Annotated in this window: 11 protein-coding genes; all 11 read right to left on the bottom strand. The window is 47.1% G+C overall.

All coding sequences use genetic code 11. The features are described from left to right. Positions 1-191: 191 nt before the first annotated feature. A complete protein-coding gene (locus tag FIV35_RS19260; RefSeq protein WP_231980865.1) occupies positions 192-1,226 on the bottom strand; it encodes a glycosyltransferase family 4 protein in 1,035 nt (344 codons plus the stop codon). 112 nt (positions 1,227-1,338) lie between these two features. After that, a complete protein-coding gene (locus FIV35_RS19265; RefSeq protein ID WP_323162500.1) occupies positions 1,339-2,502 on the bottom strand; it encodes an N-acetyl sugar amidotransferase in 1,164 nt (387 codons plus the stop codon). Beyond that, the gene (locus FIV35_RS19270) at positions 2,474-3,688 is read right to left on the bottom strand and encodes a hypothetical protein (RefSeq protein WP_144419335.1); all 1,215 of its coding nucleotides are present in this window, start codon (positions 3,686-3,688) and stop codon (positions 2,474-2,476) included. Before FIV35_RS19270 ends, FIV35_RS19265 begins: the two co-directional genes overlap by 29 nt. A gap of 73 nt (positions 3,689-3,761) precedes the next feature. Continuing rightward, positions 3,762-4,508, bottom strand: coding sequence for an AglZ/HisF2 family acetamidino modification protein (locus tag FIV35_RS19275; RefSeq protein WP_034137454.1), 747 nt, complete (start codon positions 4,506-4,508; stop codon positions 3,762-3,764). Next, positions 4,509-5,123 carry an imidazole glycerol phosphate synthase subunit HisH gene (gene hisH, locus FIV35_RS19280; RefSeq protein WP_034137453.1) on the bottom strand — a complete coding sequence of 205 codons (615 nt, stop codon included), beginning with the start codon at positions 5,121-5,123 and terminating at the stop codon, positions 4,509-4,511. Continuing rightward, positions 5,120-6,400, bottom strand: coding sequence for an oligosaccharide flippase family protein (locus FIV35_RS19285; RefSeq protein WP_144419334.1), 1,281 nt, complete (start codon positions 6,398-6,400; stop codon positions 5,120-5,122). The genes hisH and FIV35_RS19285 overlap by 4 nt, the downstream gene beginning before the upstream one ends. A gap of 104 nt (positions 6,401-6,504) precedes the next feature. Further along, on the bottom strand, positions 6,505-7,587 hold the full coding sequence (locus FIV35_RS19290) for a DegT/DnrJ/EryC1/StrS family aminotransferase (protein ID WP_034137452.1): 1,083 nt from the start codon (positions 7,585-7,587) through the stop codon (positions 6,505-6,507). Then, positions 7,588-8,169: an acyltransferase gene (locus FIV35_RS19295; protein WP_080761408.1), complete on the bottom strand. Its 582-nt coding sequence runs from the start codon at positions 8,167-8,169 to the stop codon at positions 7,588-7,590. Positions 8,170-8,740: 571 nt separating this feature from the next. Beyond that, a complete protein-coding gene (locus FIV35_RS19300) occupies positions 8,741-10,594 on the bottom strand; it encodes an acyltransferase family protein (protein ID WP_034137450.1) in 1,854 nt (617 codons plus the stop codon). A 95-nt stretch (positions 10,595-10,689) separates the two neighbouring features. After that, on the bottom strand, positions 10,690-11,640 hold the full coding sequence (locus FIV35_RS19305; RefSeq protein ID WP_034137449.1) for a Gfo/Idh/MocA family protein: 951 nt from the start codon (positions 11,638-11,640) through the stop codon (positions 10,690-10,692). An 80-nt stretch (positions 11,641-11,720) separates the two neighbouring features. Beyond that, complete coding sequence (gene wbpA, locus FIV35_RS19310) at positions 11,721-13,034, bottom strand: UDP-N-acetyl-D-glucosamine 6-dehydrogenase (RefSeq protein WP_034137448.1); 1,314 nt, start codon at positions 13,032-13,034, stop codon at positions 11,721-11,723. Between the last annotated feature and the right edge of the window lie 49 nt (positions 13,035-13,083).

The following is a 13,083-nucleotide window of genomic DNA, read 5'->3' on the forward strand; positions in this document are numbered from 1 at the left end:
GGGTCCGGGTGGCGAAAACGTAAGAAATACTCGTCGAATTGATTGTTTTTTGATCATTTGGCGAGTTTAAAAGTTGCGCTAGGTGGTATGCCGGGGAAATACATGGCTACTTCAGACCATCCCTAACCGTAAATAATGGCAAGGCGCAATCTTAATTCAACCCCTCCAAGGCGCTCAATGGAGGACAGCACTTATCTACCAAGTGCTTTGTAATAATTGAGCAATTTCCACTCTTCTATCTGCCAATTATACTTGTTTTTTATAGCTAGCTGACCATTGCTTCCCATTATTCGCGCCTGCTCAGGATTCTCACATAAGAAATCAATTGCACGTGCGATGGACTGGCTGTCAAGAGGATCAACACACAGGCCACATTCACTCTCGATCACAACACTACGCCACAACGGAAAATCTGAAGCGATGACGGGTACGCCCGCACTCATATACTCGAACATCTTAACCGGCAGCGCATCAATGTAATTGATGGTCGGATGAAGAGTGACCAGCCCTGCCAAAGAACGCTGCAAGACGTCTCTAATGCCCTCTCTATCGAGATAACCTAAAGCGTCCACCTTCTTCCAAGCGAACATGCCTTGAGCCTGCGACTCGACAGCAGGCTCTGAAAACACACCGGCCAGCAAGAGTTTGACGTCATGCGCGCTACGCCCTACCGCGTCGATAATCTCCAAGATCCCGCGATTCTTCGAAATACCGCCGACATAACAAACATTGGGACTGAGACTTTGTTGCGCTGGCACGCCATCGGTCAATTCACCCAAGATAGGAAAATTATTGATATCAACAACATTCGAGTTAATTCTTAAAAACTTATCTCTGATGAAAGGCGTTGCCGCTATGACCCCGGTAAATTTGGACAAGACAATATGTTCGTACAAGTAAAAAACGCGGGAAAGCACATGTCTAACCACAACGTTCATGTAAGATTTAGCTAAAATTTGCTTTGGCAGATCTTCGTGTGCATCGAAAATTACTTTTTTATTATGACGCAGCAGCTTTCTGCCAACCGGGATCAGCTCTGGATCATGGATATGGTAAATATCGGCATCCACCAAAATTGCTCGTTGGAACACCCTTCGAGTGGTAGCGTACATCCGATTCAGTCTGCCTCTGGACCTGCCAACATCATGAATATTGATTCCGTTTTTCACTTCCTCACCCATACCATCGGCCACAACTAGCGACACTTCATATCCGGCATTTTTCAAGGACGCACACTCCTTGAAGAAAATTCGACTATCAAAACGAGGATGCGCCGATGTCAGGTGACATACTTTCATGATAAAACTTCCGAACGTTGAATGTTAAAAACACGTGGCATCAGGAGTACACGCTAAATCGCCGCCCCGTTAAACGAGCAATCACTCTTTGTACAAGCTTCAGAGTTCGATATCGCCCATTCCAAGTGGAAAAATCAGTATGACTATGAATCGGAGCATTCATCAGGTCATCGAACTCGGCTCTAGAGATCCTCAATTTTTTGCAAAAATAAGCAATATCGAGCTCAAGCTCATCCAAGTCATATAGTGGATCCTCGAGCTTCTCTAGCGCCGTTTCTCTGCTCATCTGACCGGAGACTATCAGGCTAGATAAGTGTGGGCGACGCTTATCGTAGCCAAATTTCTTGGGAAGATAATAATTCTGAAATAGCTTAGTAAACTGCGACTCGCCATGCTTACGGGCGTATGGCTTGTAGCCAACAGTATCCCTTAACTCTTGCAGCGCCTGCTCCTTATCGTATGGCATATAATTCAAGGGCCGCACAGTACGCATTTTTTTTATAAACGGGTACCAAATATAATACTGAAAAAAACTGATAGTCTTATAATTTTTAAGCTTGCGGGTACCGAATTTCTTATGAATTGCCTTCAGATTAATGGCATCCATTGCAGTCCCGTGCCACGACTCTGGAAAAACTCCTTCCGTCGCTAGATTTCCGCCAGACATCATGCAGTTAATACCATTCTTTATGGCGAAGTGATAAAGACTCGAGAAAAATATGTGATCTTGAGGAACGTCTTGGTTAGAGATGCCGGCTCTCATGTACGCAAGATGTAAATCACGCATTTCCTCCCAATCGACCACATGCGTGTGAAGATCATAATCGCAATGCTTGACGATGGATTCAATGTTCGCAACCGCCAGTTCACTGTTCCATCCAGCATCTACATGAACCACCAGCGGACGGAGCCCCCAGTCCTTCACCTTTATCGCCAAGTAAGAACTATCAACGCCGCCACTTAACCCCAGGACACAGTCATACTCCCTCCCCTTTCCGGCCTGTTTTATCTCTTCAATAATTTGCGCCCACTTCGCAGCCCCGGCCTCATTAGGAAACCAACTGCTCTTAGAAACCAGATCAAACTTCAAACAGTGATTACAGACACCTTCCTCACTAAAGGTAATCTCCTTATCAGAGGTATCCATTACACACTTGGTGCAGATCCTATATGTGTCATTTTGCAGCATAAGTACTGTCCACATTTCGTTTAGAGAAGATCAAGAGCGCCATCAACATACCTATTCCAGATGATAGCAACGCGGTTGTAGCGGCCTGCTCAACGACTAAGATGGAATAAGAGAAGCCAAGACATATAAAGCTAGGATTACTTTTCAATAGAAATGCAGAATCCAATATAAGAAAAACAACGCCTACCATCACGATTGTCAGAAAATAGTACGGCAGCCCTCCTGCCCCTAAACTATAGACAAATGCATTGGTATTGGCATTAAGACCTTCCATACCTAGGAAATTTTCGCCTACAAGAAGGCTGACGGGCTTATCCTCAATCGCTCCACCCAACAGCGTCCAGGAGGTATGGTCTGAACTCATAAATTCAAAAAAAGATGACATCACCCATGGTGGAACGGTAAACGACCTACGAATGAAATAGTCGGCTACATAAGAGTAGCCATTCAGGCTGTATTCAATAATAAATATGCAAAAAGCCCCAACCACCAGCCAATATACATATTTTATAAAAAAAACTATCTTCGCCTTGTTTGCCGCCACTCCCAGAAGAGCAGCCACACCGATAGCTAACAGAGGCGCCTTAACTCCCAACAAGTAAAAAAATGTCAACCAGCACAACATTGGCACTATCATTAGCCAGTGTTTTTTCTTCCAGCATGCCCAGAAAGCAATAAAAGGCGAAACGCCATTAATGATTGCAGAACTGATATAGGAAAAGAGAGAGCCTGAAATAAATATCTCCCGCCCCTCCAACCTGCGCTCATACACACTAGAGAAGTCAAAGCCTGCAGAGGCGGTCGGGTTAGATAACGCAACGGCAATACCGACCGCGACAAGAGAACAAAGAATAAAGATCACACTACCTTGAGTTAGAATTCCAGGCACCCGGATGACTGGCATGCTAATGACCATTAGCTTGACGATCAAAAGAGGTAGCACCAATACCGAGAAAAGCATGAAAAACTCTTCAATCGCTACATTTCCGCGTACGGAACTTAACATCACATAAGGGAGTAAAACAAAAAAACCATATAGGAACGAAAAAAAATCAGAGGGCCTGATAATTTTCTTAGGTAATAGTACACCGAGCAAGATTACCCCGCACAGGACGCGGAACATGTAGGCCATATCCGCATCTATATGTGTATAGCCTATATATTCATTATCCTGCTGCAGCTGCAGGACGTACGAAATCATTATAAACAACCCAATGGTTCCCAACACCATTGAGTTAATTATGCTTGCTTTGATCAAACGCCCATTGCCCATACTATAACTGAATGCTTTTAGGGTAATTGATTAGGACCGCGCGATGCTTACCGTGAAAAACAAACATACTACCCGCCGCCGCCCCCGAGACATGCCCTTCTTGAATGACACTCGCTAGATCTTCGATAGACCCTGCACCTCCACACGCGACCACGGGAACATTAACTCTACTGGTGGTACGCAAAATAGGGCTTAAGTCATAACCGCTCATCGTGCCGTCTCGATCAATATTATTTATAAAAATTTCGCCGACGCCCTCGGATACCAAATGGTCGATGTGCTCGTCCAAGCCGCACTTCACTTCGACCGTTGAAGACCTCACATAGACTTTATAGGTACCGAATATATTTCTCTTAATATCTACAGCACCTACAATCGCCTGGCTTCCAAATATATCTGCAGCCTTCCTTATAAGCCCTTTTGACTCAACCGATGCAGTATTTATTACTACTTTTTCAATACCCAACCTGATCAACTGCCTGACTTGGGAAATAGTCCTAATGCCTCCCCCATATGCCAGAGGCATAAAGGCCTCCCCCGCTATCTCCTCAATCAACTGATAATTGGGCTCGACTTGATTTTTCGATGCATCGATATCAAGAACAACAATCTCATCCGCTTCCTTGTCACTAAAAATTCTGACAGCATTAACAGGATCGCCGATATACCTTGAATCCTTGAATTTTTTGGTTTTTACCAAGCCATTGCCGCTTATCAGCAAACAAGGAATTATGCGTGGGCGGTGCATTTATAGTCCTCGCGCAAAAGAATTTAAAAGGCGCTTGCCAAAGCGATGACTTTTTTCAGGATGAAACTGGACGCCGCATATATTCCCCTGTGCAACACCAGCCGCGAACTCTAGACCATACTTCGCAGTCAATATAACATTGCGTGGGTCGGCAGGTTGCATAAAATAGCTGTGCACGAAATAGAATCGGGCATCGCTCTCAATATCATCCGTCAAATAGTGTCGTACGCCAGCGCACGCAAATACGTCATTCCAACCCATGTGAGGTACGCGTAAACCTTCTATTTCGGGAAATTTTTTCACTTCCATATCGAGCCATCCAAGACCAGCTTCATTTCCTTCAGAGCTACTCTTGCCCAGCATCTGGGCGCCCACGCAGATCCCCAAGAGTGGAGTATGTTGCCCCAATACCTTGCCTTCCAACAGACCAATCAGACCACTGGCTTTTAAATTTTTCATGCAGGCATCAAACGAGCCATTACCAGGCAGAATGATTTTACTTGCCTTCTCAATTTCCTGCGCATCTGAGGTGATCAGCGATCGAATACCCAAACGCATCAACATGTTCGATACAGCGGCCACATTGCCTATATCGTAATCGACAATAACAATCATTTTTTCTCACCCAAGCTGAAATGATACGACATGGCTATGTAAACGAAATACAAAGCAGCATATCCAGCACTGTAAATCTTCAACGCCGTCGCGTAATTCTGAAAGACGCTCAACGCAGTCACAGTCATCGCCAGTAGAGCCAACTGCCACATCAAATCAAGATTTTGCTTACCAGCGATGTAAACCATATAGCTCAGAGGACTGGCAATAAATGCCAACGCAAAGTAGGGCAACATCCAAGTAGCGATGGTTCCAGAGAAACGCCACTTCTCGCCAAAAAACACAACAAAAAGCGACTCACTCAAAAATAACATAGCTACGACAAATACTAATGAACCAACGGACAACACCTTAAGCGTGCGAATATACATATCGCTGCACTCTCCATATTGCCGATAGTGGGAAGCGGCGTGCCGTTTGAAAACGTCCAGCACCGACTTCCCCAACAGGCCAAGCGGAGCGCCTAGAATCCGCAATGTCATGGCCAGCAACCCAGCCACCTCAGCCCCATATCGATGCGCCACAATGATAATGGGCAACTGCGCAGCTGCGGAATTTATCGCATCCGCAGGTAGCGAAAATTGTGGAAACCTACGCTGACGGGACCAAAACTCTTTGATTGTTTTTACTTTAGTTGCATCCTGACCAGGGACACGAAGCGGCATGAGCTTCATGGCGATGCCACAAGCAATCAGTCCGCCAAGAAAATAGCCAACACCGAGCGTTGTGGCGCTTGGCTGAATCCAGCCCAACCCAATTTGTAAAAGGGTGATCGCCGATGCGCTGCAGATTCTCATTCTCGAAAGCTGGCCATAATTGCCTTCTGCGGCCGCCCAAGATTGCCAAGTCTGGAGAACGCCAATAGTGAGGGCAGTAGGGACGGCACATAGTAGTAACGTAATGGAAATACTCTGAGTGATTGCCGGGAACGCATATGACAGTACCAAAATCGCAAACATCAAACCGAAAGCGACCATAAGTGACGTGACCAGCACTGCATAGGCAGCATGACCTCGGGGTTCCCCGTCCTGCTCGATAGCCAGTGCGGTCTCAAACCTGCCGGTTACGAGTACGCCCAAAAAGACCACACCGCCCAACCACGAAGCAAAAACACCAAACTCACCGGGCGAATAGAGCCTCGCGATGACCAAAGCACCTAGAATGGGGATGATTTGGGCAATCGCCGACCCGGTCAGTACCGAGGCTATACTTCTCCAATAATCACTCTTTAAGATGAGCCTCATTAAAAAATATTCACTGTTGTATGTGTTGGACAATTAAGATCTGTTTGAGGGGCTGCGCCTTAATTCGACGTGTGTCCGGCAGTTTTTCATCCGCCACCAACACTATCACCATAAAAAGGCGCCTGCTCATGCCGACATTAGCTAATGGCTACTTCGACGATTTTCTTTTGATCCTCCACACTCAAGTATGGCCCCATCGGCAAGCTAATTACCTGATCGGCAATAAGATCACCCACTGGCAACTTTGCATCAGGGTCAGCAACTGCTGGTTGCTTGTTCAGAGGAATCGGATAGTGAACTGCCGTAGGAATTCCAACGTCACTGAGTTTTTTCTGCAATTCCTCTCGATTCTCGACCAGCAAGGTATATTGCGCCCACGCACTCGAATTGTAGGATTCGACAAAGGGAGGTGAAAACTTACCGGACGCTTTGAATAAATCATTGTATCTGCCAGCCACCTCCTCACGACGCTCCAACTCGTCAGAGAAAATCTTTAACTTTGGCAGTAAAATGGATGCTTGAAGAGTATCCAAACGGCTGTTCACACCTACTCTAATGTGATGGTAGCGCCTATCCTGTCCATGCCTGGCAATCTGTCGAATGATAGTTGCTAGACTATCGTCATTGGTAAAGATCGCGCCGCCATCGCCATAGCAGCCCAGAGGCTTACTAGGGAAAAAGCTTGTGCACGCAACCTTGCTCAGGTTGCAGGAGCGTCGACCTTTGTAAATAGCACCAAAGCTTTGCGCCGCGTCTTCAACAACAGGGATGCCATACTTCTCGGCGACTGAGTTAATCGAGTCAAAGTCAGCGCATTGGCCATAAAGCGATACAGGAATGATAGCTTTCGTGCGGGTCGTGATCGCAGCAGAGAGCAACGCAGGATCGAGGTTATACGTTTTTGCGTCGACATCGATATACACAGGCTTTGCGCCAAGCAGTGCCACCGTTTCCGCCGTAGCAATATAGGTGAACCCTGGGGTGATTACTTCGTCCCCCGGGCCTACCCCCAGCGCCATCAAAACGATCTGCAGCGCATCTGTTCCATTTGCACAGGTAATACAGTATTTAACGCCAACGAATTCTTTCAGCCGATCTTCTAACTCATAAACTTCTGGGCCGAGTATATACTGGCCATGAGCCAGGACTTTTTGTATACCCGAATCTATTTCATCTTTTATTCTGGCTTGCTGAGTTTTTAGATCAATGAATTCAATCATTTAAGCGTCCATTTTTTTTAGTTCATTTTGACACAACACATACACCGCGGCTGTATGCTGACATTTCACCGCCCCTTCCCCATTTAACGGAAGGTCAAGTTGCTCGCCAAACTCACTCATCCAGCCAATCTGCTTAGCAGGCACGCCGACCACTAAAGCATATGCCGGCACATCTCTATTTACCACAGCACCCGCACCAACAAAAGCGTAACGCCCAACTGTAGTACCACACACTATCGTGCAGTTAGCGCCAAGCGTCGCACCTTTCTGTATAAGCGTATTACGGTACTCATCTTTTCGCTGAATCAGTGATCGGGGGTTATAGACATTTGTAAACACCATACTAGGACCACAAAACACCCCCTCTTCTAATGTAACATTATCGTACACCGAAACATTGTTTTGAACCTTGCATCGGTCGCCAATGACGACTTTATTACCAACGAAGACGTTTTGCCCGAGAGAAACTTCCTCACCGATTACGGCGCCGCTACATACGTGTACAAAATGCCAAACTCGGGATCCACGCCCGATACTAGCCCCGTCATCAACAATCGCACTTGGATGTACCGTATAATCCATTTCGCCCTCATCATTAACATACAAAAGCAACACATCCAAAAAATAGCTTAACTATTAATATCCGACAGATCAAACTATCGAATCTCAGCTATTCATTTCAACTCACAATCCAGTACCCCAACCAACTGCTGCTCAATAAAAAATTCGTGCCCCGCATCAGCAGGAAAAATGCAAACGCTCGGTTGGCAATTCATCATAGCCGTCCCAAGAGATAGGAATCCCCACGAGCGACTCTCAGCGTGGAAATATTTGCGCCCATTACACACCGCAGACACCCTGGAGTTTGCATTTTCCCGCTTACATTTATCGCCATGTAAAAACGGAAAATAATCAGCTACTCCTATAAAAATCATACGTTTGTGAAAATATTTTCAATTGGGCTTATCGCTTCTGGCGTGAAATTAGTCCGCACGGGGGATGCACACACAATAATCGTGCCTCCCCCCGCTATCAAGCAGCTTGAATGAAAAATATCGGCGCAAAATCAATTCCCGTTTGCGGCGCGCAGTGAACTGAGAGGCCACCATCACCTGGCAGAACTACCACGAATGGTACATGATGGCGGTCAGTCTCATTCTGAAGTCGCTGCCAGGGCCGCTTTCAGGAACGGGACTGCGAACAGGCCATACTGCCGCGCTCCCAGCTCATTTAAATGACTGTCATCCATATAGATCAGTTGCCCTTGTACAAAGGGTGCATCGCGGAAGAACTCGCTGCGGGAAAAATCAAGAAACTGCACCCCGCGGTAGCGATTAGCCAGCTCAGAGACTTTTTGGTTGGCGCCTGCCCATTCGCTATTTTCCGTAATACTCACCGGCAATCCCAGCGCAGCAAAACGCTTTACCCTAACCAGGTTGGTGTTAAACATCGGAACCTGAGCCAGGACAATGACTTTCACATCACGCTGGGCGGCGGTGTCTAGGAAATCAGCGAGCGCAGCCATAAAATCTTTACTAGGGACATGCCATTGCCACATGGCGGCTATTACGATCACCTTAGCGTTATCGATGTATCCCTTCAGGGCGGCAATCTGCGCACGGCAATCAGCACGGGAAAAATCAGGAATTCGCTCAACGTCGAATTCGGCGATCGGAACACAATTGCTCGCGGTGATAACTCTCGCGGAAAACTTGCCTAAAACACCTGCCACGTCGAAAAACTCGTTCAATTGCGCAGCATGACTGTCTCCAATAATGAGTACAGGCTGGCTTTGCTCGTGATCACCACGTAAGCAATCTCCAATGATCCGCCCATGACAAATCTGGTCAGGAGGAGAATATCGGGTCATTTCTCTAGGCAGAGGCTTTTCAATCATTGGATTCAGAATCAGGCTAATCGCAATCATGCAAGCGGTAATCGCAGACAACACGACCCAGCGCCTAATCTTGACTAAACGACTTCTCAGGGGGGTTTCCACCCACCGGTAAGATGCCCATGCCAACAGATAGGTTAGAAGTACGAAGCTGCAGATCCATACAATTGGGAGCTTATCCTGGCCAAGGTAATAACGCATAAACGCCAATACAGGCCAGTGCCAGAGATATAGCGAATAGGACAGTGCGCCGATTGTAACTAACAGTGGCAAAGCCAGCAGGTTATTAACCACACCGCGCCGGGAAGCTATAATCATACCTACAGCAATACATGGCAAGCTCGAAGAGAATCCCGGAAAGTTCTTTTCATCGATAAATACGAGTGAAAACAGCAACAATGCAGCGCCCATCACTCCCACTACAAATGACAGCCTTGGAGACCACGATCGACCAACGCCACTTACCGTAATCAGCGCGCCAACTAGAAACTCAGGGACCCTGGCAAGAAGTGAGAAATACACGTGCCTCTGATTATCCGCTGCGCCTAGCTTTACCTCGGCATATGTGAAAAAAGCAATGGACAACACACCGAGCAAAAGCGCAAGGAACTGACGAGGAACATAGTAAATAATAATCGGCAAAAACAGATAAAACTGCATCTCAATTGCCAGCGACCATGTATGCAACAATGGTAACTCGTGCGCGCCCGGCGCAAAATAATCCCCAAATCCAGCGTAATACTGATTACTCACAAACAATAATGCAGAGCGTAAAGAGCTTTTAAAAAATGAAAAATCTACCGGTGTGAGCAACAGAGCGGAAACCACACACACCAAGGACAACATAACCAGGTAGACCGGGATAATTCTTTTGACTCGCGCCCAATAGAACTGACTCCAACTCAGCGCCTTGCCTTCTTTAAGAAGGACAGAAGAAATAATATAACCAGAAATCACAAAAAAAATATCCACACCAATGAATCCAGCCGGCAACCAGCTGCTATTGGCATGAAAAATCATGACGGCCAAGACCGCAATCGCTCTCAACCCTTGAATATCACCCCTAAAACCAATACCACTGTGTTCATTCGAGTCATTATTTTTTTTTGACATCAGCAATGTACTTTTCGCCTCACCAGCCACTACAGATTATTAATATTGGAAATCGAAAAGGATGGCAAGCGCCATCCTATCAGCACGAAAACCAATCAACGTAGCAGGGTTGCAAGCATCGGGTGACCCTCACCAGCGCCCGGTGCCACAGGTGCGGAAGCACGAATGGTCTCCACAGTTTGAACACAGTGGCGTGCGTCTTCTATACCATAGCCACGACCAGCTAATATTTCTTGGTAACTGATGGTGTGAAGATCAGTAAAGCCTTCCGAGAACTCCAGTTCTTCACCGTCTACTGTAATAGAACGGTAGGTCGACTTTTTACCTTTAACCGCGGCGGGCAAATCATTGGCGTCGATAGTCAGAAACCAACGCACCTTCGCTTTCTCGTATTCCAGATAGCCAGCCGCCTTGTGTTCATTAACAAAATGCACGACGTTTCGCTCAAGCTTGCCAAAAACGAAATGCAGCATGTCGTAGAAGTGAACGCCAATATTGGTCGCCACGCCAAATGACTTACGTGGGTCGCCTTTCCAGCTTTCCATGTACCACTTGCCACGAGAGGTCATATAGGTAAGTTCGACTTCGTACTTACCGTCTTTTTGCTCACTGGCGACCTTGCTCTTCAAGTTTAGGATTGCTTGGTGATGACGAAGTTGCAGGATGTTAAATACACGCTTACCGGTTTCTCTTTCTACGAGCGCAAGCTCATCAAGAATTTCGGTGGTAGGCACTAGCGGCTTTTCACAAATAACGTCACAGCCCAGTCGTAGGCCCGCAACAATGTGAGCATGGTGCAAATAGTTTGGTGAGCAGATTGCAACGTAATCAAGCGCTGTGCTCGAATCTCGCTTCAATCGAAATGCATGCTCTTGAAAACGCTCAAACTCAGTAAAAAACTCGCTGTCTGGAGACAAGCTGTCGATGATTCCAACCGAGTCATTGATGTCATACGCAGAAGCCAGCACGTTACCCGTGTCTTTGATGGCACGCATATGGCGCGGCGCGATGTACCCGGCAGCGCCAATAAGAGCAAAATTCTTCATGAGTCTTTCCTATAACATTCGAAGATTCCCAGCATTCCACGAATGGATGCCGGGAGCGCGCGTCATTCAGGACGGCTTGATCATGCCTTTACAATATGAGGTGCGGCAACACGGTACTTACCGCGGCTGTCCACGATCAGTTGGGCAGAAGACTTGATCAGTTCGTAGTCGAACTTCTCGTGGTCAGTGGCCAAAACAATCGCGTCAAAACTTGCCAGGCTATCGGCGGTCAGCTCTACACTGCTGAGGTCAAAATGGTGTTCACGCATTTTAGGGAATACCGGTACATGCGGATCACTGTAGGCAACCGTGGCGCCCTTGGCTTCGAGCATCTCCATGATTTCTACTGAAGGCGACTCACGCATATCATCTACGTTTTTCTTGTAGGCGATACCGAGTATCAGGACTTTGCTCCCCTTTAGCGGTTTACCCCGGTTATTCAAGCCGTCTGCCAACTTGCTCACAACGTATTCGGGCATTGCCTGGTTAACCTCACCAGAGAGTTCGATGAAGCGAGTGTGCAAGCCGTATTCGCGAGCCTTCCACGTCAAGTAGAACGGGTCGATTGGAATGCAGTGGCCGCCAAGACCCGGACCCGGGTAATAAGCGGTAAAGCCAAAAGGTTTAGTGGCTGCGGCATCCACCACTTCAAAAATATCAATACCCATACGGTCAGCAACGACTTTCATCTCGTTGACTAGACCGATATTGACGGCGCGATGGATATTTTCCAGCAACTTGGTCATCTCTGCCGCTTTAGTAGAGCTGACCGGAACAACCTGATCGATAGCTTGTTCATAGAGCGCAGTACCGACTTCCAGGCACGCCGCCGTGTCACCACCGATTATTTTCGGGATAGTGCGGGTTTCAAAGTTTGGATTGCCTGGATCTTCACGCTCAGGAGAGTAGACCAAAAAGATGTTCTCACCCACTACAAGACCACCTTCCTGTACGCGAGGGAGCAGCTCCTCAACGGTAGTACCAGGATAGGTAGTACTTTCCAGCGATACGATTTGACCTGCACGTAAGTAAGGCTTGATCGCGTCGGTGGTGTTGATGACGAAGCTCATGTCCGGCTCGCGGTACTTGTTGAGCGGTGTGGGCACGCACAAGATCAACGCATCACATTCAGCAACACGCTTGAAATCGACAGTAGCTTCAAAGCCCGAGTTGCGTGCGGCAGCAATTTTCGCGGAGGGGATATGCTCGATGTAGCTTTTGCCAGCGTTAAGCTCGTCGACCTTCTCTAGGTCAATATCGATGCCGAGTACGCGAAAGCCAATCGCATTGTAACGAAGCATTAAAGGCAGCCCGACATAACCAAGACCAACAATCCCGATCAACGCCTCCTTACTTTTGAACTTGGTAACACTGGCCAGCTTCTGCAGGTGCATTCGTAACGCTCCAATTAAACTAAAAAAATTTTAAAGTCAGTGCATGGCC

The sequence above is a fragment of the Pseudomonas rhodesiae genome, assembly GCF_007858255.1.
Lineage (GTDB): Bacteria > Pseudomonadota > Gammaproteobacteria > Pseudomonadales > Pseudomonadaceae > Aquipseudomonas > Aquipseudomonas rhodesiae.

What these genes read in the sequence shown, in the direction of transcription:
- FIV35_RS19290 (WP_034137452.1), bottom strand. Translation starts at nt 7,587, where the DNA reads ATGATTGAATTCATTGATCTAAAAACTCAGCAAGCCAGAATAAAAGAT.
- FIV35_RS19270 (WP_144419335.1), bottom strand. Translation starts at nt 3,688, where the DNA reads ATGATTTCGTACGTCCTGCAGCTGCAGCAGGATAATGAATATATAGGC.
- FIV35_RS19265 (WP_323162500.1), bottom strand. Translation starts at nt 2,502, where the DNA reads ATGTGGACAGTACTTATGCTGCAAAATGACACATATAGGATCTGCACC.
- FIV35_RS19295 (WP_080761408.1), bottom strand. Translation starts at nt 8,169, where the DNA reads ATGGATTATACGGTACATCCAAGTGCGATTGTTGATGACGGGGCTAGT.
- FIV35_RS19275 (WP_034137454.1), bottom strand. Translation starts at nt 4,508, where the DNA reads ATGCACCGCCCACGCATAATTCCTTGTTTGCTGATAAGCGGCAATGGC.
- hisH (WP_034137453.1), bottom strand. Translation starts at nt 5,123, where the DNA reads ATGATTGTTATTGTCGATTACGATATAGGCAATGTGGCCGCTGTATCG.
- FIV35_RS19300 (WP_034137450.1), bottom strand. Translation starts at nt 10,594, where the DNA reads ATGTCAAAAAAAAATAATGACTCGAATGAACACAGTGGTATTGGTTTT.
- FIV35_RS19305 (WP_034137449.1), bottom strand. Translation starts at nt 11,640, where the DNA reads ATGAAGAATTTTGCTCTTATTGGCGCTGCCGGGTACATCGCGCCGCGC.
- wbpA (WP_034137448.1), bottom strand. Translation starts at nt 13,034, where the DNA reads ATGCACCTGCAGAAGCTGGCCAGTGTTACCAAGTTCAAAAGTAAGGAG.